We start from the raw sequence: 20,085 nt of genomic DNA, 5'->3' as shown, positions 1-20,085 counted from the left end.
CCGCCAGGGTATCCGGGGCGGGAGTCGTTGCGCCGCGCGCACGGCGGGAGGACCATGAAGCATGGGCGTCATCGAGTTCGACCTGGTGCGGGTGGTCGCCGGCCCGATCGAGGAGGTCTTCGACCGGCTGGCCCGCATCGGCGGCTACGCGGAGTGGATGCCGAGGCGCGGCAGCCTTCTGCGGCGCACGCGCCAGACCTCACCGGGGGCTGTCGGCCTCGGGACGACCTATCTCGACGAGACCTCTGCGGGGAACGTGCCCGGCGAGGTCGTCGAGTTCGACCGCCCGACGGCGATCACGTTCCACTGGTGGGACGAGAGCTCGCGCGGAGCTCTGAAGGTCGAGGGGTGGCCCGGATACCGCTTGCAGGCGCTCGGTCCTCAGTCGACCCGCGTGCACCATCACGCACGGCTGCAGGTGTACGGCCTGTCACGCCTCGCGACGCCGGTCTACCGGCTGATGGCCCGTCGCGAGCGCACCCTCGTCGTCGAGGCCCTGCAGGTCTCGTTCAATCGGCGCGCGGCGGGGCTGTGAGCCGGCGCATCCGGTCTGCGACCCGACGTCAGAAGAGGATCACCTGACGGATCGCATCGCCGGTGTCGAGCACGTCGAGCGCCCTGTTGAGGTCGTCGAGCGCGATCGTGGAGGTGATGAGCTTCTCGGCGGTCAGGGTGCCGTCGCGCCAGAGCGCCTCATACGCCGGGATGTCCTGTGCGGGTATCGACGAGCCCAGGTACGAGCCGACGACCGTGCGCGCCTCTGCGGTGAGAGTGAGCGGCTCGATCTGCGACAGGGCACCGGGCGCGGGCAGTCCCGCGGTGACGGTCGTGCCGCCCGGAGCGGTGACGCGGAATGCGGTCTCGAAGGCTCGAGGATGCCCGGCGGCCTCCACCACGACAGGCGCGGTGATCCCGGCATCCACCGCCGCTTCGGGCGTGTAGACCGCGTCGGCACCCATCTCGAGGGCGGCTGCGTGCTTGTCGCTGTTGGCGTCGATGCCGATGACCCGGCCGCCCGCCGCCTGTGTGATCGCCCGACCTACGAGGATCGCCGACATGCCGACGCCGCCCAGGCCGACGACGATGAGGTCCTGCCCGGCACGCAGGCCGCCGGCGTTGCGCACGGCGCCGCCCCCGGTCAGCACCGCGCAGCCGAGCACCGCGGCGATGGCCGGCGGGACGTCATGGCCGACCCGCACGACCGAGCGTCGGTCGACGACCGCATGCGTCGCGAAACCCGAGACTCCCAGATGATGGTTGATCGCTAAGCCGTCCTCATCGTGCAGCCGCACCTCGCCGGAAGGCAGAGTGCCCGCGCCGTTCGTCGCGCTGCCCGCCGAGCACGGGAGCTTGCCTCCGGTGCGGCAGTTGTCGCAGTTCTCGCAGCGCGGCAGGAACACCGTGACGACGCGATCGCCGACCTCCAGGTCATCGATGCCGCTGCCCAGGGCATCCACGATCCCCGCCGCCTCGTGCCCGAGCAGCATCGGAACCGGCCGAGGGCGCGTGCCGTTCACCACAGACAGATCGGAGTGGCAGAGTCCGGCGGCCTCGATGCGGATGCGCAGCTCTCCGGGCCCCGGCTCGTCGAGCTCGAGCGTGCGGATGCCGAGGGGGCGGCTGGTGGCGTACGGGCGCTCGGCTCCGATGCTCGTCAGGACTGCTCCGGTGATCTTCATGCATCGATTCTCACTGGAGACCGGCCGGCGGGGCGCACCAGGGCAAAGCAAAACCCCCGCCATGTAGAAGCTAGGCGAGGGTTTCTGGGACCGTTGTAATGACGGTCCTTGTGGCTCCGACCGGCATCGATCCGGTGACCTTTCGAGTAAGAGTTTCGCGCTATCTGGGGTTTCTGCGGACTTCCCGCCGCTTCGGTTAGACCTGATCAAGTCCACTTTCGTTTGCAAGCGCCTACCATGCCTTGTCCGTGAATGTGCGGTATAGATGCGGGGTTTTCGGCATTCGGGGCCGGTGACACCGCGTCGATGGCTGTTCGGCCTCTGGCGCCATCTCATCAAGCCGTCCACCTCAGAGACCGGCGCTTGCATACCGCGGGAGGAGGCTCGACAGTCGGACTGGGGGAACTCGTGCGGGTCGCTTCCTGTAAATCACCTTAGGTTGGGAGGCTGCCGTGGCAGACAGGGGGCGTCTTCCAAGGGTTGTCTTTCAAGGGCGTGAACTGTCGACGCCCCTCACCGCGGATCTACTGACGGCCGACGGAGAACAATTCTTGGTGAAGAAGCCCACCGCATCGCGCAAAGTGAGGACGGGCGCCGCCAACACAATGACGGTTGATCCGACATCGACGGGTACAACTTGACCTCGTTGTTTGCTCACCGTCACCGCAAGATCGACTCGCAGCGGGAGGTCTAAGCAAATATGCGCACAGAACCTACCGATGCCTCGGTAGCCTGGGACGGCACTAGGAGCAAGGAGAGCCCGTGGCACTTGAGGTCATTCGCGGAGAGAGCAAGAACCGCGGTCCGTCCGAGGCGCTAGCCGATCGACTCGCCCTCCTAGGTCTCAACGGCGATCTCTACCTCGGCTACCCAGTCCTCTCCACGTCCGACGATCGTGTGCGCGTCGACGCTCTCCTCGTCTCGCCCGAACACGGCCTCATCGCATTCCAGATCGCTCCACACAGTCCGGGCACCGAAGATGATTGGGCGCAACTGGTCGAGGCCCAGGACCAACTGTTTGCGGCGTTGGAGAGCCAACTCAGCAGGTACGATTCGCTGCGTCGAGGTCGACGTCTCGGGTTCGACATCAATACGGTGACTGTTTTCGGTACCGCACCCGGTGAACCGCTTGTCGATACTAGCGGCAGCGGGATCTATTGTGCTCTGGACGACCTCGCCCAAGAGATGCGTTCGCTCCAGGGCATTGAGAGCACTTACCGGTCGGCGCTGCAATCGGCGCTGCAACGAGTGTCCACGATCCGGCCCGCGAACAAACGGTCATCGGTTACCCGCCCCTCGTCGAGGGGCGCGAAACTCAAGGAGATCGAGCGGGAGATCGCAAACCTCGATCACTGGCAGAACCGGGCGGCCATCGAGATGCCTGAGGGGCCCCAGCGAATTCGTGGCCTCGCTGGGTCGGGCAAGACGATTGTGCTTGCCCTCAAGGCGGCGTATCTCCACGCACAACACCCAGACTGGCGAATTGCGGTTACCTTCCAATCGAGGGCGCTCTATCAACAGTTCGAGAGCCTGATTGTTCGCTTTACGGCCGAGCATCTCCAAGACTCTCCGGACTTCTCCCGCCTGACGATTCTGCATGCGTGGGGCGCATCGAACCGCGCCGGTGTGTACAACACCATCGCAACGCACTTGGGTATGCCGCCGCGCGACTACACATACGCATCCGCCAAGTTCGGTCGCGATGACGCATTCGGAGGAGTATGCGGGGAGCTTCTCGCAGTTGCCGAGGCCGCTCCGAGCGTAGAGCCAATCTTCGACGTCGTCCTGATCGACGAGGCGCAAGACCTGCCGCCTGAGTTCTTCCGTCTTGTGTACCAGTTCACGAAAGATCCGAAACGGATCGTCTGGGGCTACGACGAACTGCAGAAGCTGTCCGAGGCATCGATGCCGACAATGGCGGAAATGTTCGGAACTGACGAGAGCGGGGAGCCGCTCGTGTCGCTCGATCAACAGCCCAACGAGGCACTCCGCGACATCGTCCTTCCCACGTGTTACCGCAACACACATTGGTCGCTCGCGACTGCGCACGCGCTGGGGTACGGGATCTACCGTGAGGGCGGGCTCGTTCAGCACTTCGACGATCCCAAGTTGTGGCTTGACGTTGGATACACCAAGACGGAGGGGCGCCTCGAACTCGGCCGGCCAGTGACCCTCGAACGCTCCCAGGCAAGCACACCAGAGTTCTTTCCCCGCCTCCTCACCGACACTGACGCCGTGCTCGTGAAGAAGTTCGACTCGGAGCTCGCGCAAGACGAATGGGTGGCCGAACAGATTCAACAGAATCTCGGACCGGACGAGCTAGAGCCGACCGACATCCTCGTCGTCTTTCCACTTCCGTGGACAGCGAAGAGCCGCGCGCTCTCCCTCCGAAAGGCTCTCGCTCGCCGTAAGATCCCGTCTCATCTAGTAGGTGTGAATTCCAGCGTCGACGAGATTCGCGTGATCGGGTCGGTCGCGATGGCGCATATCCACCGCGCCAAGGGAAACGAAGCAGCCATGGTTTATGTCATGGACGCGCACTCCGCGGGTATGGGCAACGATGTCGTCACAAGGCGCAACACGATATTCACGGCCATCACACGCAACAAAGCGTGGGTTCGGGTCGTCGGCCACGGCCGCTACATGGATCCGATCGCGTCCGAGATCGCGCAAGTACGCGAAGAACAGTACCGACTTAGGTTCAAACTGCCCACCCGTACCCAGCTTGACGCCATGAGACGAGACCTCCGAGGCAAGACCAAGGAGGAGATCGAGCGACTCCAACGGACAGAGGAGAACCTGCGGGATCTTGTTCATGCACTCGACGCAGGAACTCTTTCCCTCGAAGATGTCCCTCTCGCACTTCGCGCTGAGGTCGTGAGTAGGCTTCAGCCGCAGTTGGACCTCGGGCCCATCGATGACGACGCCTAGAGCCGTTGCGACCGAGCTCAACCAACTGTTCGACTACCTCGAGTCCAAGGGGATCGTCTATTACTGGAATCCCATCGACGAGGCGCCGCAGCACGTGAGCTGGCACTCCACGACCAACGAACCGTTCCTCAGCAACCACGACGACATTTCGGTCGCGAGCTACATTTATTGGCTGCGGAACGGGATGTACTCGGCCGTGCTTGCCGACGGATCTCTCCTTCAGATCACATACTTCTTCGACGGCAACAGAATCATGGGTCACCGCCTTGCGTTTGTACCGTGCCCGGTCACAATTGACCAGAGCATGGTCGCGGATGGCCTACCGCTTGCGGACGTTGTTGAACTCCACCTCGCTACAGCAGACCAGGTTCTCATGAAGTCGATGATCCGTTTCGACTTCGATCCTCTGAACGCGCGACCACGCCACCCCGAAGCCCACCTGACCCTGAACAGCATCGAATGCCGAATCGCGTGCGTGAGCCCGCTCCGGATCGGACGGTTCATCGACTTCGTGTTCCGGAACTTCTACCCAACCTTTCACGAGCAGGATCCGTACCTTCAGCAGATGCCTCAAAGCGGGTGGTTCGACAACACGATCGTGGAAGATGACCGAAGGTCGCTGCACGTCGCCTGGGCGGGGTAACACTAGATCCCACCAGAACCAGGATGACGTAACCGAGCGATCTTCCTCGGCGTCGAGTCGCTGGCCTACGTCTTGCCCCGCTACCTTGCAGCAGGGGCGAAAGGTTCGCCCTGGATGCGGATCCAAGTTCGCGGTTTTCGGCATCGCCTTTCGTGGGCGCGCTGCCGACTGCGCCTGCCCCTTCTCGAGTCCCTCGAACCTGCGCTTCCCACCCGGGTGGTCGTCCCCAGAGCATTTGGAGGCACGGAAGGCGCAGCTTCCTACTAAGCATCGTCACGTGGTGTCGCACCCGCCGATACGGTAGGACGTGCGCGCGCTGACGGTGTCGATGCCCGCGGCGCTGATGGCTTGGAGACCTAAATGACACTTGCGCCCGCGAACCCCGATCACCTCACCCAACGTGAGCTCGAACAAACGCTATGGGGTGCTGCGAACGCACTGCGAGGTCCGGTGGACCCGGGCGACTTCAAGGCGTACGTGTTCCCGGTGCTCTTCTACAAGTGGATCAGCGACGTCTACGACTTCCACCACGAGCAGGCGCTCGACGACCTGGGCGACGAGTGGTCGCAGGAGTTCGAGGATGAGGACTACCAGACCTTCGTCATCCCCGACGGCGCGCACTGGGACGACACGTTCGAGGTCACGAAGAACAGCGGCAAGGCGCTGAACAAGGCCCTCGTCGCCATCCAGGAGGCGAATCCGGGCAAGCTCGCCGGGGTCTTCGGGGACGTGAACTGGTCCAACCAGGAGCGCATCCCGCAGTCCGCGCTCCGTGCGCTCATGCAGGTCTTCGACAAGCTGACGCTCGACCCCAACCACATCTCCGGCGACATGCTGGGCTCGGCGTACGAGTATCTGCTGCGGGAGTTCGCTGAGGCATCCGGCAAGAAGGCCGGCGAGTTCTTCACCCCGCGGCACGTCGTGCACCTGCTGGTGAAGATCCTCGATCCCCAGGCCGGCGACTCCGTCTGTGACCCTGCGTGTGGCTCCGCGGGCATGCTCGTCGAGACCACTGAAGCCGTGAAGCTCGCAGGTGGCAACCCCAGGTCGCTGTTCCTTTACGGACAGGAGCAGAACCTCACCACCGCTGGCATCGCGCGGATGAACCTCTACCTGCACGGTGTGGAGGACTTCGAGATCAAGCGCGGCGACACGTTCCGTGAGCCCAAGCTCCTGGACGACGCCGGGCGCCTGCGGAAGTTCGACGTCGTGATCGCCAACCCGCCGTTCTCACTCGACAACTGGCCGGCATCCACGTGGGCAAAGGACCGTTACAAGCGAGCCCTGGGCGGCATCGTCCCGCCGGCGAAGAACGGCGACTGGGCGTGGATCCAGCACATGATCTCCACCATGAAGGAGGACACCGGCCGCGTGGGCGTCGTCATGCCGCACGGCGTGCTCTTCCGCGGCGGCCGAGAGGCCGAGATGCGTCAGTGGGTGATTGAGCAGGACAAGCTCGAGGCGGTCATCGGACTGCCGAACAACTTGTTCTACTCGACCACGATCCCGGTCTGCCTGCTGATCTTCCGGGCGCAGAAGAGCGTCGAGCGGGAGAAGCACGTGCTGTTCATCGACGCACGGACGAAGTACAGCCCTGGCAAGAACCAGAACACCCTCAGCGACGACGACGTCAACGCGATCGACGCGGCCTACAAGCGCGGCGAGGACATCGACGGCGACGGCGGCCTCGCGCTGCAGCTCGTACACCGCGAGAAGATCCGTGAGTTCGACTACGACCTCAACATCGGCCGCTACATCCAGACCGAGACCCGTGCTGAGGCGGACGTGGACGCGGCGCTTGCGGCGCTGCGCGATGCTCAGGCGGCGATGGACGCTGCGCGCGAGGCGCTGGACCTGCGGCTGAGGGAGGCGGGTTTCGATGCGTGAGGAGTGGAGGGAGGTTCGGCTGGGGGATGTGGCTTTCCGCCGAACCGACTTCACGCCTGTCTTCGCCGACCAGCTCTATCGGGTAGTCGGTGTCCAGCGGAGTGGTTGGGGCCTCGTCGATCGCGATCCCATGCGCGGGGACTCGATGAAGTTTGACAAGCTCATGGAGCTGCACGCTGATGATCTGGTTTACCGGACGATCACGGCATTCGAGGCGCCCAGCACGGTAGTCACCTCGGAGTTCGAGGGCGCCTTTGTCACTCCTCAGACGTTCCCTGTGTACTCACTCGACCGGTCCACGCTGCTGCCCGGCTACATGGCACTGCTCACGACCTCGCCGGCGTTCCACGAGGACATGTCATCCCGCTGTGTAGGTACGGTTCTGAGGCGCAAGACGCTGAGCAAGGGCGCGTTCGAGTCGATCCCGATCTCGCTGCCTCCGCTCATCGAGCAGCGCCGGATCGTGGACCTGATCGCGGCGGTCGACGATGCGATTGAGGCGGCGGACGGCGAGGCGGAGATCACAGCTGAGGCGCGTCGCGCACTATGGCACGGCCTCGCATCAAAGACTGTTCGCGTCGACCGCGTCGGCGCTGTGACTCAGGGAAAGAGCCTCCCCAAGACGATTCAAGGCACAGTGTCCGGCGACATCTCCTGGTTCAAGATCGCTGACATGACGTCGCCTCAAAACCTCTTCGGCTACTCCGAGGCTGACACTCGAGTTTCGCATGCAGTACTCGAAAGCAACGGGGGCAAAATCACTCCGGAAGGATCAGTCACCTTCCCGCGCGTTGGGGCGGCAGTCGCCACGGAGAAGAAGCGGCTCCTGCTGAGCGACGCTGCTCTGGACGAGAATCACATCGCCGTGACCCCGCTCGAGCAAGGCATTGAGGAAGTGACGCTCGCTGCGTTCGAGAGCGTTCGGCTCGGCGGGCTCGTTCGATCTGGGGCTGTGCCCTCGTTGAACATGGGGCTGATTCGAGAGCTGGAGATCCCTTGGCCTGCGGACGGCGTTGATCTGCATGAGGTGGACGCACTGCTAGGCGCCAGCCGCTCAGCAGAGCGAACCGCCCTGGCCAACGCCGGGGCACTCCGCACCCTCCGTAGCAACTTGCTCACCGTCCTGCTCTCCGGTGAGCACGAGATCCCCGCGAGCTACGACCAGTTCCTGAACCTCGACGAGGAGGCTGCAGCATGACCGGGTTCACCGAGAAGGGCACAGTGCAGGCCGCGCTCATCGATCTGCTAGTGGATGCGGGCTGGACGCACGTGGAGGGCAAGAACCTCCCTCGCACGACGCAGCAGGTTTTCATCGAGAGCGACCTGCGGGACGCGATCGAGCGGCTGAACCCGGAGCTCGCTGGCAGGACGGACGCCGTGCTCGCGAAGGTGCGCCAGGCGGCGCTGTCGGCCGAGTCCGAGGGGCTCATGGTCATGAACGAGGAGTTCACGCACCTGCTGCGCGGCGGCGGGACCGTGCTCATGCCGGACACCAACCATGACGAGCCGTTCCAGCTGCTGGACTTCGAGCACCCGGAGAAGAACACGCTGCTGGTCTCGGATGAGGTGACCTATCGTGGCGCCCGGTTCGACCTGGTGCTGTGGATCAACGGCATCCCCGTGGTGGTCGGTGAGACCAAGACACCCGTGTCGGTGGTGAAGAGCTGGAAGGACGGCGCGAAGGACATCTACACCTCCTACGAGGAGCACCAGCCGGAGTTCTTCGTCCCCAACGTGCTCTCCTTCGCCACTGAGGGCAAGGACTTCCGGTACGCAGGTGTCCGCACACCGCTCGATCACTGGCAGCGCTGGGGATCCAGCTCCGTGCCAGCGACCATCGAAGGCTGGGACCGCGTAGTGATGAGCGTGGCGAGGCTTCTCAGCCCGCAGGTGGTCCTCAACCTCATCGAGCACTATGCGATGTACGACCGTCAGGACGGCGGCTCGGGCCAGACGATCAAGCTGTTGCCGCGCTACTTCCAGTACGAGTCCGTCGAGAAGATCGTCGCCCGCGCGACCGGCGAGTCAGGCTCTCGGGGCCTGATCTATCACACGCAGGGATCGGGGAAGACGCTCACGATGTCGTGGGTGGCGACCAGGCTCTACTTCGACCCGCGGATGCACAACCCGACCATCGTCGCCGTGGCAGACAGGACGCAGCTGGTCACCCAGACCTTCGCGCAGTTTGCCTCCGCGGGCGTGCCTGAGCCGGTGAAGGCTCAGAGCACCGCGGCGCTGCAGCAGGCTCTCCGAGATGGAGCGCGGGGCATCATCGCCACGACCGTCCACAAGTTCAAGGGGGCCGGCGTCCTCACCGCGCGGGAGAACGTGATCCTGCTCGTCGACGAGGCCCACCGCACGCAGGAGGGGTCGCTGGGCTCGGACATGCGGGCTGCGCTGCCGAACGCGCATCGGTTCGGCTTTACCGGCACCCCGATCGCGGACCTGGACCGGAACACCTACCAGCTGTTCGGTGACGAGCGAGACCCGGGGTGGGCGCTGGACACGTACGACTCGGACCGCTCGATCGCCGACGGCACGACCGTACCGATGAGGGTGATCCCCAGGCCCGTCCGGTTCGACGTCGCCAAGGAGGAACTGGACGCCGCGTTCGACGCCCTGGCGGATGAGGAGGAGCTCAGCGACACGCAGAAGGAGTCCTTCGCGCGCCGGGTCGCCAACGCCCGAGCGATCTTCCACAACCCGGAGCGCATCCGCCGGGTGGCAGCCGACATCGTCGCGCACTTCTACGCCTCGATCGATCCGCACGGGATGAAGGCGCAGGTCGTCGTCGCCGACCAGGAGTTATGCATCCTGTACGAGCAAGCGCTTCGGGAGCAACTGCAGACAGCCGGCAGAGCCGCCCAGGTGGCGGTCGTGATCTCCGCCACTGGCAAGACCGAGTTCGAGTCGTACAAGCTCTCCGAGGGCGAGGAGGACGCGCTCCTGGATCGGTTCCGGGACGTCGACGACGACCTGAAGTTCCTGGTCGTGACCGCCAAGCTCGGCACCGGCTTCAACGCGCCCATCGAGGGTGTGCTGTACCTGGACAAGCCGATGAAGCTGCACACGCTGTTCCAGACCATCACCCGCACGAACAGGCCCTGGCGGCACCCCGGGACGGGGTTCATTAAGCGCTACGGCACGATCGTCGACTACGTCGGACTCGGCGGAGCGTTCGCGCGCGCGATCGCACCCACCGATCCGGAGCACGCGCAGCGGCAGATCGAGACGGACGCGCTGCTGCAGAGCCTGGATGCGGCGCTGAAGGAGATGCGGCGACGCTTCGTGGGCATCACCCGCGACGGGTCGATGGACTCGCTGCAGCGAGCTCTCGAGCGCCTCCCGCAGGAGAGCGAAGACCGCGCCGAGTACCGCGCCGAGTACCTGTACGCCCAGGGTCTGTGGGAGACCATCGCCCCCGACGAGCAGCTCTCGGACTGGGAGAGCGACTACCGCTGGTACGCACAGGTGTACGCCGCGATCCCGAGCGAGGGTGACGAGGACGACATCCTCTGGGAGCGGCTGGGCCCGAAGACACGCGAGCTCGTGCACGCGCACATGCGCAACGTCCAGGTCGATGACCACAACATCGCCGTGGTCATCGCCGATGCCGAGACCATCAAGAAGATGACTGACTCCGGTCAGCTGCCGTCCGTGCCGACCGAGTACGAGGGCAAGTCCGCCCAGGAGATCGTCGACTCCCTCACCGCGCGGATCCGCAAGAAGCTCGAAGGCGGCGGCGCGAACATCGGCGCCTACAGCTCGATCGCCGAGCGACTGGACCAGCTACGCCAGAGAGTGATCTCCGACGCGGACGACTCAGTTGCATGGCTCGTGAAGCTGTTCAACGTCGCCACCGACCTCAAGACCGTCGAGGACGCCGACGATGAGGGCGTGCTCGCCGACCTGCCGGACCCGAACGTGGGCATGCTCACCCGCATCTTTGAGGAGCACAAGCCGGCCGGGATGACCGTGATGGTCAGCCAGATCGCCAAGGAGGTCGACCAGCTGGTCAGCCACGCGGTGCACCCGCAGTGGGCCTCGCAGGAAGGCTCGAAGAAGGCCGTCAAGCGCGAGCTGAACGCCCTGTTCAAGAAGTACGCGCTGCCGCGCACGGGCGAGCCGATGGAGTCGGCCTGGAAGTACATCCTCAAGCACTACTGATTCCGCGACCCGCAAGTATTGCGATGCAATCCGTCTGGAGCCGATTTCGGCAGTTCGGCATTTGCCCTGACGGCGCACGGTGACGTGCGGTAACGCAAGTAGCGGTGTTACTCGTTACTTGCGTTACCCGATTGGTCTCGCATGGCGTAGCTCGCGGCCTCTTCAATTGCGATCAGCAGAGCTGCGTTACCGATCTGCTGCGCGAAGCTCGCTCCACAGCTTGCTCCATTGCAGGAACAGCTGAGATAAGAGCTGCCGTGTCCATCGAACAGCTGTGGCTCCAGCAGCTCGCCGCCAACCCAGATCATGACTTCGAAGCCGCGGCGGATGACGGGGACTGGAGGTCAGTATGAAGACGCAGAAGCACCGCGCAGCACTGGCCGGCTGGCACCCAGCGAGCGAGAGCGAGAGATCGCCGCACGGATCCGCGTCAGCGCCGATCGAGCTCGCAGAGTGGACACGCCTAAGTGGATCAGGAAGCTCGCAGAGACCTCCTGATCGACATCACCACCTTTGAGTGGCGAGCTTGGATGGGCGCCCGTAGATCGAGAACCTCTAGCAGCAGCTGGAGGGTTCTCCGTTTCAATCGTGAAGCGCATCAGATTGGAAGTCCGCAAAAGAGCCGCCCCATGACCACGTTGTTGGGGGGATCGGTCATGCGTTTCCTCTCGTCTTCCGGGCGCAGGGGTATGCAGCTCACCGGGGCGGTGAGACGGGTGTGGGGCCATGGGTGAGCGGCTCTGCTCACGGAGCCCCTGTGACTATCGGCACGAAGAGATGAGGACGTAGGTCGACGCCGCGAACAGCGACGAGATGTCTGTGTCGCCGCGTAGGCATCCGAGGATGCGAATGACTTTCGACGCCGAGGCGGATGCCGCCTACATCACGCTGGTCCCTGCGATCGAGTCCGGGCGCTCCGCGCGTGACGAGGTCGTCGAGACCGCCGGCGGGACGGTCGTGCTCGACTTCGACCAGGCAGGCATGCTGCTGGGCGTAGAGGTACTCGGCGCGATGAAGCTCCTCCATCGGGAGCTCGTCGCCGGCGCCGAGCGCATCGATCTGCAGGCAGACACGCAATAGCGGTCTCCCTCAAATAGGCTTCGCTCCATGGAGAAACCAGGACTCTCAGCGACCGACATCGGTGAGCGCTTCGGCATGAACGGCCGAGTCACGAACCGGGCGCTTGAAGCCATCGGCGTGCTCGAAGGTGGGCCAGGAGATTGGCGTCCCACGGCGAAGGGCGCTGACATCAGCACCACCGTCTACCACGACAACGGGTACGGCGGCTACGCCCACCGCGACTGGGAACCGCTGTACTTCGATCCGAAGATCGCCGATGAGATCACCCCGGAGATCGTAGAGCGGGCACGCGCGGCTGACATCGGTTATCGCCTGCAGAAGAAACTCGAACGGGCAGCCGACAAGGAAGAAGCGGAGCTCGCGTTCCAGGATTTCCAGGCCAAACAGGCCGCCGCCAATGCACCGGCCGAGATCGACTGGGGACGGGTGGCAATTATGGCAGCGGGAGCAATCGCGATCTTCGGCGGCGTGTACGTCGTGACGAAGTACGGGCCCGCTATCAAGCAGAAGTGGAACACGGTCTCGGCAGCTCGTGCCGAGACCAAGAACCGTCGAAAGATGAGGGCCGCAGAAACCCTCGGTGAGGAACTCGGCTCGGCCACGGATGACCGGAGTGACCGCAGCGACGACTAACTCAGCCACTCTGGCTGAGCATCACTCAGCTCACGGCCGGAAGTCGTCGTGCAGAACGACTCGGGACAGGTCGATCCGTCCGCCCGGAGTCTGCCAGTAGTGAAGTCGCCGAGCCGATGCCACGTTCACTTCGATGGACGCTCGCCAGCACACCGCGCCGTCCTCGCGCACGACGTAGGGATCGCTGCCGCCCTGCCCTTCACGGAGGCGGTGGAGCTGCCGGGCGGTGATCTGCGCCGCTCGTCCGGTCACGACATCCACGATCGTGCGCAGCGCCTTATCGAGTTGCCCGTCATCGAGCGCTAGGAGAGAGGGAACCAGACCTGCTCCGACTGAGTAGTCACCCAGAGGGTGATGCTTCTTCTCAGTGGCGATGGTCCGTGATGCCCAGGTGGTGAGCACCTCGAACCGCAACCAGGCCTCGTCGTCGGGCCACGCTGCGCGGTCCGTGTGCGGGTCCTGTCTCACGGTGCCGCGCTGTGCGCGCGCCTCACGAAGCTCCACACGGAGCCCAGCGATGGTCGTGTCACGTTCACGCCGCAAGCTACGTTCACGCTGCAGCTCGGCTGCAAGGCCTAGGGATTCGTCCCGCAGCCTGTCCATAGCGCCGAGATCAGTTCCCGAGCGCATCTCTCTGCTCAGACGCGAGAACGCCTCGCGGAGCGCTTCGAGCTCGTCGCGGATCTGGATGAGAGCTTCCGGGTTGGTGCTTGCTGTCGGCGGTGGCGAAGCAGGAGCGACCGGGGAGTGAGGCTCCGTCGCGGGTGCGGGTGTGCGTATGGCTGCCGCAGGAGCCGTCCGCGCCGGCGCATCGTCCTCGGCGTCGATGCCCTCCTGCAACCATGGCGCCCCGCCCTTCAGGAGCGAGAGCGGTGGCACCAGCGGTGCGTCTTCGCTCACATCAACCAGAGAGAGAGCCAGCGTCTCCCCGGTGCGCGTGACACGCGCACGAACCGTCTGCCCCACCCGGACGACGTCGGAGACGTTCATCCCGGTGTTCTCGCCGTCGTCGACGCCGGGGATCACGTCACGCTTGCGCAGGTCGTACCCGTCCGGGAGGGCAGGGTGCAGAACGAGCTTCGCGCGTGCAGGGGTGACTTTCGCCACACGGGCGAGTGTGATCGACCCATCCTCGAAGCGCGAGAAGTCGATGTTCTCGCTCTCCGGGGCGAGATCGCGGTCGATCAGCCACCCCTCGACGGGATCTCCGACGCTCAGCGCATCGGACAACGCGACAGAGGGCGGAAGGTGACCGCCGACCACGCGGACCAGGGCGCCGTTGTCGAGCTTCGCGACGTTGCCGGTGCCGCCGGACACCCGTTCGACAGTCGCTCGTACCCACTCACGCCGCACGGTCGGTGCGGGAAGCGGCACGAACGGCACCTGCGCGAGGGCATCCTCGATCAGCTCTTCCTCCGTGTGCCTATCGGGGAACCGAAGGATGGAGCGGCGCCAGTCGGGATCAGAGCCGAAGTCCACAGGGAAGGAGCGAGCCGCACCTGAGTGCACGTTGGCCTTGTCAGGCAGAGCATCGGCGAGGGCATACGTCACGGCGCCGTGCGCGATCGTAACGACGTCGGCATCCGACCCCAGCTCACGTTCGATCCGCTCCGGGTCGAAGAGGAACTGCCCCTCGTTGTCGGAGCTGATCAGCACCAGAGGCTTCGTCCTTGCGTCGAGGATCTCGGCGGCAAGGAACTGCACGCCGTCGCTGGTGTTTACGTGTCGCATGGTCCTTATTCTGACGTGAGGGGTCGACATCGAGACATCAGCGAAGCCGGTCGAGAGGACGGGCAAGCGCCCCCTCGAGCGCCATAGGCTCAGAGGTGGTCGCAACTACGAAAGGACCGGCACCTGTGGAGCAGTTCAACCCACTCAGCACGCGACTGGACGAGCAGGAGACTGAGCTTGCTGCGCTCCGGGCCTCGGTGTCAGAGCTGTCCGAGGAGCTGGCGTGGCACGAACATTTCGATGCCGACACCGCGATCGCGACAGTCAAGGGAGCACCGGGGGCGATCGCTGAGCTCGATCGGCAGATTGCGGAGGTCCGAGCGGCCATGGATACGCAGGAGGCCCGAGTGAAGTTGGCCCTCCCGATCTCGGCGATGGGCAAGAACCCACTCCACTGGTTCTCGGAGGCGCGGAGCAAAGCGAAGGCCGAGGTGGCCGGCGGAAGTGCGGAGTTCCTGAAACTCAAGACGCAGAAGGCCACCCTCGCCGAGGAGCGGGAGGCCCTGCGGCAGAGTGCTGATGATGCCGGCAGTTCGATCGAGCGTCACTCCATGTTCGATTCCAGCGCAGTCGAGGCGACGATGGCCGAGTTGCAGGCAGCGATCGACGGGCTCAGCGCTGAGATCGAACGGTTGCGACCTCGAGTGGAAGCCGTCGATGCTGCGTTGGAACCAGTTCTGAGGGAGTACAAGAAGGCGCACCGCCGAGTGAGCGAGCTCGAGTCCGACATGGAGACGGTGAACAGGTACCAGGATCGTCTCGCCCGCGCGAGCGACAGCAAGGAGAGATGGGAGATCCACCACGAGTGCGAGAGCCGCTTCGGCGATGGCAAGCCGGGGAAGGTCGCGGACAAGATCCGCAAGGAGTTACCCGCTCGGAGAAGCGAGAGGACGAAGCTCGAACGCCGCCTCCGAGACATTGCTCGTCGCTCGTCTCTCGACGTCGATTCTCTCGTCATCGACGGGAGCAATCTGGTTTACGAGGGTGTCGATTTCATCGGTCTTTTCGCACTCCGGGCACTCTGCGCACAGTTGACGCCCAATTACCCGGTCCAGGTGATCTTCGACACATCGATTCGCCGAAAGCTCGGCCATCGCGGCGACGCGACGATCTACGAACAGCTGAGCGGTCTCGATATCCACGTCATGGGATCGAAGGAGGCGGCGGACGAGCTAATCCTCGACACAGCGCAGGCCCGGACGGCGTACGTCATCAGCAACGACCGCTTCGCCGACTTCCCTGACAAGTCAGCCGTGCAGGAAGGTCGCGTCATCGGACACGAGATCTTCAACGGTCACGTGATCGTGCGGGGCCTCGGAATCGACGTCGAGTACAGCCGCGAGAAGAACTAGGGCCGTGCCTGCGGTTGCCCGGTGGCTAGGCGAGCGGGTATGCGACCACGTCAGCCAGGCGATACCGCGCCCAGCCGTCGCCGTCGGGCGCATCCCACTGGAGACTCCGGCCGGCGCGGTTCAGCCGGTGGTGCTCGTCCTTCGTGACCCAGCACTTCACGAGGAGTCGGTTAAAGAGCGACAGGAGGTGCTCCGGCGACGTGGCCGGGCCGCCGGCGATCGGCTCCTGGTGCGTGTTCGAACGCGGGTCCGCTTGGCTCGGGTCGACGATTTCGACGATGATCCGCTTGAACGGGATCACGTGCTCGACGACCCGTTCGGCCGGTGCCAACTGCATCGCGTCCCGAGTCGCGAACGTCACCGCATGGCCCTTGTCGAGCACACCAAGCATCTGCCGAAGGCGGCGCGGGTACCCTCCTGATCCCTTGGTCCAGAGGGTGCCACCGGCGGCCAGGTGGGGTCGGACTTCCGTCTCGATGAGATCGAACGCAGCGATCGCGGCACGGGCACGACGCTCATCGGTGGGGAGGGTGTTCATGTGGCGATCCTCCCACCGACCGGAGACATGAGCGCGCCGCGCGTGGACGGCGTTCGTAGAGTGAGACGTGGGAGCGTCCGATCGCTCGTCGCCAGCACTGATGGGAGCAGCTCTTGATCGCCTTCACCGACTTCTTGCCGGTCCCGGAGCCGGAGCTCACGAAGGTGAAGTTCAACATACGCTCTGGCGACGGCAGCGGTGAGGCTTTGGACTTCCTCATGGACGACCACGACCACTGGCTCCGGCTGAACCAGTGGCGCACGAAGCAGACGAACAACAATATGGGTGGCGCGCGCTTCCTGCTCGCCTTCGCGCAGTACTACCCCTACGGTCCGCAGTACTTCATGTTTGGCGGCGCCTTCGAGGTGCGGGAGATCAAGCCCGATCGTTTCGACGACCTGGGGTACGAGCTCATCCCGAGCCCGCTGCACGAGGACTACGTCAAGCGCCTGATCGTCAAGCTCGACACGAACATCGGTCGGGCCCCGTATCTCCGCCACTACGTGGGGCTGCAGGAGAGCCGGCTCGCCCCGGAGGTCTACGAGCTCGCGCCAGACGTCAAGCTCGGCACCTTCCCTGGCTACCAGAACGTCCGGCTGAGGCATCACGAGCTGCAGCGCATCATCGCCGGCGACGAGCCCAGCTGGAAGGACGCGCTCTCCAGCGTCAAGGGCGTCTACGTCATCGCCGACCTCAGCAGTGGGCGGCTGTACGTCGGGTCAGCATCCGGGGAGGCCAACGGGCTGTGGCAGCGCTGGTCCAGCTACGCGCACCTGAAGAACCATACCGGCGGCAACCGGGAACTCGAGCAGCTCCGCCAGGACCTCGGCGACGGGCACATCGTGGAGAACTTCCAGTACTCGATCCTGGAGATCTTCGACCCCAAGACCCGAGCGGACACGATCCTGGCTCGCGAGTCGTTCTGGAAGAACGCGCTGGACAGCCGTGCGCACGGGATGAACTGGAACTGAGGATCCCGATCAGCTGGGCTGGTCGTCCGGCGCGGGGAACTTGCGGCGCTTGATCACCTTGTCGACGCCGACGATGGCGGCGAGCTTCACCGCATCGCGACCGCCCATGATGCGGTTGAGGCGGAACTTCGCGGGGATGCTCTCGAGGAGCTCGGCCTCTAGCTCGAAGGGTGATGCGGTCTTCAGGGCGAAGATGCGGGTGGTGTCCAGGGCCCGGAAGCTGTCGATCGCGAGGATCGAGCTCTCCACGTCCGGCCATATCAGCCGGTCCAGCGGCTGAGTCCTGGTCCAGTGCTGCTTCACCCGCTTCATGATGCCGCCGGCGCCAGCGGCACCGCCGACATAGACCTGGCGGTACTCGTCGAGCACCATGATGTACAGCCCGGGCACACCGTCCCACTTGCTGAGGTCGGTGATCTCGGCCATGCCGTACTTCTTCGCTGCGCGCTGCAGCGCGTTCTCGAACTCAGCGGGATCGAGAGAGGCGAAGTGAGCCATGTTGAGGTCGAAGTTCGCCAGAGCCCGTTCGCGTTCTTCTTCGCACCAGGCGTCGGTGTAGAAGCGGTGCTCGGGGTCGTCGTAGTTGTCGTCCAGCTGCTCCCAGAGCCCATCAGGGTAGTCCTCACGACGCACGTAGAACGATGAGCGCTTGTTGATCCGGGCATAGGTCTCGCGGGTCATGCGCAGGTTCAGACCTCGGGTCGCACGCACGGGGATGCCGAAGTGCACGGCGGACTCGGACGTGGATGCGCTGCCGGCGCTGCTGCGCTGGACAGAGACCGTGGCGCCCCAGACCTTCCGCGGCGGCCGCGGCTGCCAGCGGTGCCAGACGAGTCGGTGACCGGAGTCGATGAGGGCTTGCAGCGACGCGTTGGCCTCGGCGCCGATCTCGACGTTGAAGATGCGCGCGGGGTCGAACTTGCTGTGCTCGCCCTCGGGAATCCGACCGAAGGCGTTCAGCTCCCACGGGTCGGCGTCCATCACGATGAAGCCAGCATCCGTCAGCTCGCGGCGCAACTGCTCAGCGTCCTGGGCCGTCGGCGCCCACACGAGCGTCTCGCGCGGGGTGGTCGTGATCTCGAGCTCCATCAGGTGGGTCAGCTCTCGGGTCGCCATGTAGCAGCCTCGGCGGCCATCTCTGATCGAGCAGCAGAGAGCCGGGCGAGCTTGCCGGGGTTCTTGTCGAGGTTGATCGGCGGCGTGAAGCGCACGATGACCGCCGTCTCGACGTCGCCCAGCGGCACCGCCATCCCCGCCAGCGCCGGCCAGACAGCGAGCGTGAGCCGGGCGTGCATCCACTCGTTGAGGCACGCATCGCCGCCGTCGGCCAGACCGTAGTTGGCGAAGCGCTCCGGCTTCGCCAGGTTGCGCGGTACCGCATGCAGATCAAGCGACTCACGCAGGAGCGCTGCGAACGACCGTCGCACGGTGGAGCCGCCGGTGCGCGGCGTGGAGTTGGGGTTCGTGGCGAAGTGGCCGTTCAGGTCGCGAGAGATCAGGCTCTCCTCGGCTTTGCCCACGTAGAGCGCTGAATCCAGCGCCGACTCGAGCTGGAGGTCTCGCCAGGCCTGCGCGTCGCCGTAGATCGCGTACAGGCCGGGTCGCTTGGGGACGTGCTGCGCTGCATCCGTGATTGCCCAGCGCTCACCGGTGAGCGCGTCGACGGCGGCCGAGGCGAGGTCATGCAGCGACCGATCGACGGCGCTCACGAGGATTGCCCGCGAAAGTGTGCGCGTACGTCGTCTGCTTCCTCCTGAGTCAGCTCCCACCGCTGGCTCTTCGGGTGGTCTGGGTAGCGCTCGCGCAGGTACCGGCGCACCGTGATGCCCGGGCGTTCGCCGTCGTTGTGACCAAGTTCGCGGCCGAGTTCTGCCGGCGTGATGATGTTGTGAGTGCGCATGAGGTCATCATGCACGATGCCCTCGTTGACCGCATTCCCCCACGTTGTCCGCGAGACTCCGCGATGTTATGGACGTCCCGCATGCCCCGATCGACCCTACTTGCCCCGCGGTGTCCCGTATGTTTTGGCCATCGCGGGGAGACCGTAGTGTTTCAACAGGTATTAGAAGATCTCAGGCTGAAGTCCCGCCTGCTTCGCCGGGGGCGTCACGCGCCGCCATGTCACCGATGACGTCTGTACGGCTTCGGCAACCTCGCTGTGACGATCCTCGCGGATCGCTCATCAAGGTTCGAGTGTGTCAAACCGTATGCTCGCCGGATGGTTCGACGAAACGCTCCGGTCTGTGCGTGTGAGACGCAAGACGTGGGCGGCGGCTCGTGGACTACCTTGGGGTCATGCTGGAACGCGCTTCAGGCAGGGGTGTTCATTGCGAGCAGGCAGCAGCCCGTTCTCTGATGCGGCAACAGGAAACTTGATCAAGACACGGGATGACCGGGGTGTCCTTCATGTCGTGACGCGCGACCGACCTCAAGGTCATGCGTCGACCGGGAGCGGCGGCGCCTGCGGATCGAA

Annotated in this window: 16 protein-coding genes; 10 read left to right on the top strand and 6 right to left on the bottom strand. The window is 64.7% G+C overall.

Going from position 1 to position 20,085, the window contains the following annotated elements; genetic code table 11:
* Positions 1-61 precede the first annotated feature (61 nt).
* Entirely contained in the window at positions 62-535 is a 474-nt protein-coding gene (locus AB0N59_RS02190; RefSeq protein ID WP_363478059.1) for a hypothetical protein, read from the top strand.
* Between the two features lie 28 nt (positions 536-563).
* Here AB0N59_RS02190 and AB0N59_RS02185 read toward each other — a convergent pair whose 3' ends face one another.
* Entirely contained in the window at positions 564-1,679 is a 1,116-nt protein-coding gene (locus AB0N59_RS02185) for an alcohol dehydrogenase catalytic domain-containing protein (protein ID WP_363478056.1), read from the bottom strand.
* A gap of 762 nt (positions 1,680-2,441) precedes the next feature.
* On the opposite strand from AB0N59_RS02185, the gene AB0N59_RS02180 reads away from it, so the two are divergent.
* The 7 genes from AB0N59_RS02180 to AB0N59_RS02150 all read left to right on the top strand — a co-directional run bounded on the left by AB0N59_RS02180 (position 2,442) and on the right by AB0N59_RS02150 (position 13,020).
* Positions 2,442-4,610: an ATP-binding domain-containing protein gene (locus AB0N59_RS02180; protein WP_363478053.1), complete on the top strand. Its 2,169-nt coding sequence runs from the start codon at positions 2,442-2,444 to the stop codon at positions 4,608-4,610.
* Positions 4,597-5,253, top strand: a complete 657-nt coding sequence (locus AB0N59_RS02175; RefSeq protein WP_363478050.1) for a DUF2290 domain-containing protein — start codon at positions 4,597-4,599, stop codon at positions 5,251-5,253. Before AB0N59_RS02180 ends, AB0N59_RS02175 begins: the two co-directional genes overlap by 14 nt.
* Positions 5,254-5,613: 360 nt before the next feature.
* The gene (locus tag AB0N59_RS02170; RefSeq protein WP_363478047.1) at positions 5,614-7,140 is read left to right on the top strand and encodes a class I SAM-dependent DNA methyltransferase; all 1,527 of its coding nucleotides are present in this window, start codon (positions 5,614-5,616) and stop codon (positions 7,138-7,140) included.
* Positions 7,133-8,338: a restriction endonuclease subunit S gene (locus tag AB0N59_RS02165; RefSeq protein WP_363478044.1), complete on the top strand. Its 1,206-nt coding sequence runs from the start codon at positions 7,133-7,135 to the stop codon at positions 8,336-8,338. The genes AB0N59_RS02170 and AB0N59_RS02165 overlap by 8 nt, the downstream gene beginning before the upstream one ends.
* Positions 8,335-11,307 (top strand): HsdR family type I site-specific deoxyribonuclease, encoded by a 2,973-nt coding sequence (locus AB0N59_RS02160; protein WP_363478041.1) that lies wholly within the window; start codon positions 8,335-8,337, stop codon positions 11,305-11,307. The genes AB0N59_RS02165 and AB0N59_RS02160 overlap by 4 nt, the downstream gene beginning before the upstream one ends.
* Positions 11,308-12,156: 849 nt before the next feature.
* On the top strand, positions 12,157-12,387 hold the full coding sequence (locus tag AB0N59_RS02155) for a DUF2283 domain-containing protein (protein WP_363478038.1): 231 nt from the start codon (positions 12,157-12,159) through the stop codon (positions 12,385-12,387).
* A gap of 27 nt (positions 12,388-12,414) precedes the next feature.
* Positions 12,415-13,020 (top strand): hypothetical protein, encoded by a 606-nt coding sequence (locus AB0N59_RS02150; protein ID WP_363478035.1) that lies wholly within the window; start codon positions 12,415-12,417, stop codon positions 13,018-13,020.
* A gap of 30 nt (positions 13,021-13,050) precedes the next feature.
* Here AB0N59_RS02150 and AB0N59_RS02145 read toward each other — a convergent pair whose 3' ends face one another.
* Positions 13,051-14,751: a hypothetical protein gene (locus AB0N59_RS02145; RefSeq protein WP_363478032.1), complete on the bottom strand. Its 1,701-nt coding sequence runs from the start codon at positions 14,749-14,751 to the stop codon at positions 13,051-13,053.
* 125 nt (positions 14,752-14,876) lie between these two features.
* On the opposite strand from AB0N59_RS02145, the gene AB0N59_RS02140 reads away from it, so the two are divergent.
* On the top strand, positions 14,877-16,103 hold the full coding sequence (locus AB0N59_RS02140) for a hypothetical protein (protein WP_363478029.1): 1,227 nt from the start codon (positions 14,877-14,879) through the stop codon (positions 16,101-16,103).
* Positions 16,104-16,128: 25 nt separating this feature from the next.
* On the opposite strand, the gene AB0N59_RS02135 is transcribed toward AB0N59_RS02140, so the two are convergent.
* Positions 16,129-16,641 carry a hypothetical protein gene (locus tag AB0N59_RS02135; RefSeq protein WP_363478026.1) on the bottom strand — a complete coding sequence of 171 codons (513 nt, stop codon included), beginning with the start codon at positions 16,639-16,641 and terminating at the stop codon, positions 16,129-16,131.
* 218 nt (positions 16,642-16,859) lie between these two features.
* Between AB0N59_RS02135 and AB0N59_RS02130 the strand changes: the two genes are divergently transcribed.
* Positions 16,860-17,612, top strand: coding sequence for a GIY-YIG nuclease family protein (locus AB0N59_RS02130; protein ID WP_363478023.1), 753 nt, complete (start codon positions 16,860-16,862; stop codon positions 17,610-17,612).
* A gap of 9 nt (positions 17,613-17,621) precedes the next feature.
* On the opposite strand, the gene AB0N59_RS02125 is transcribed toward AB0N59_RS02130, so the two are convergent.
* Genes AB0N59_RS02125 through AB0N59_RS02115 form a run of 3 tightly spaced genes read right to left on the bottom strand, consistent with a single transcriptional unit; the run spans position 17,622 to position 19,527 of the window.
* The gene (locus tag AB0N59_RS02125) at positions 17,622-18,728 is read right to left on the bottom strand and encodes a hypothetical protein (RefSeq protein WP_363478020.1); all 1,107 of its coding nucleotides are present in this window, start codon (positions 18,726-18,728) and stop codon (positions 17,622-17,624) included.
* The gene (locus tag AB0N59_RS02120) at positions 18,710-19,321 is read right to left on the bottom strand and encodes a GIY-YIG nuclease family protein (protein ID WP_363478017.1); all 612 of its coding nucleotides are present in this window, start codon (positions 19,319-19,321) and stop codon (positions 18,710-18,712) included. The genes AB0N59_RS02125 and AB0N59_RS02120 overlap by 19 nt, the downstream gene beginning before the upstream one ends.
* Entirely contained in the window at positions 19,318-19,527 is a 210-nt protein-coding gene (locus tag AB0N59_RS02115) for a hypothetical protein (protein WP_363478014.1), read from the bottom strand. The genes AB0N59_RS02120 and AB0N59_RS02115 overlap by 4 nt, the downstream gene beginning before the upstream one ends.
* Positions 19,528-20,085: the final 558 nt, after the last annotated feature.

It is taken from the genome of Microbacterium sp. NPDC089321 (assembly GCF_040684935.1).
In the GTDB taxonomy this organism is placed as follows: domain Bacteria; phylum Actinomycetota; class Actinomycetes; order Actinomycetales; family Microbacteriaceae; genus Microbacterium.
This window is presented reverse-complemented; position numbering and strand designations above follow the sequence as displayed.